The sequence below is a fragment of the Microvirga medicaginis genome (genome assembly GCF_052658925.1).
The window spans coordinates 1-821 of the sequence record NZ_JBQWEL010000062.1 but is presented as its reverse complement, the minus strand read 5'-3'; the positions used below and the strand labels follow the sequence as shown (position 1 = coordinate 821).

Here is an 821-nt window from a genome sequence, read left to right as displayed (position 1 = left end):
CCCATTCTGGTGACCGGAGCGGCCGGTTTCATTGGCTATCATGTATGCGAGCGGCTGTTGGCGCTGGGTTATCAGGTGGTGGGGGTGGACAGCTTCACGCCCTATTACGATGTTGCCCTCAAAGAAGCCCGTTTCGCCCGCCTCACGCCGCGCAACAGCTTCGTGGGCGAGCGCCTCGACCTTGCCGACCCGCAGGCCACGCGCGATCTCTTCGGGCGCCACCGGTTCGAGCGCGTGATCCATCTCGCCGCCCAGCCCGGCGTGCGCTTCGTCGACCCGCAGCCCTATGCCGCGTCCAATCTGATGGGCTTCATGACCCTGCTCGAGGCCTGCCGCCAGGCCCAGATCCGGCACCTCGTCTATGCCTCGTCGAGCTCGGTCTACGGCGCCAACCGCAAGCTGCCGTTTTCCGAGCATGACGGCACCGAGCACCCGATCAGCCTCTATGCCGCGACCAAGAAGGCCAACGAGATGATGGCGCATGCCTATGCCGCCCTCTTCGGCCTGCCGGGCACGGGCCTGCGCTTCTTCACCGTCTACGGCCCCTGGGGCCGGCCGGACATGGCGGTCTACAAGTTCACCCAGGCCATTGCCGAGGGCCGGCCGATCGAGGTGGCCAATGCCGGCAAGGTCTGGCGCGACTTCACCTATGTCGACGACATCGTCGAGGGCATCGTGCGGCTGGTGGAGAAGGCGCCGGCCGCCAATCCGGGCTGGGATGCGGAACATCCCGACCCGGCCACGAGTGCCGCGCCGCACCGGGTCTACAACATCGGCAACGACCGCCCGGAGGAGGTGAACCATCTCATCGCCCTGATCGA

The 821-nt window shown here is 66.6% G+C and carries 1 protein-coding gene; it reads left to right on the top strand.

Translation table 11 applies throughout. The annotated features are described in order from the left end of the window. Window positions 1–821: NAD-dependent epimerase/dehydratase family protein (locus ACUXUR_RS26760; RefSeq protein WP_445505383.1), on the top strand; the 821-nt coding region annotated here is incomplete at both ends.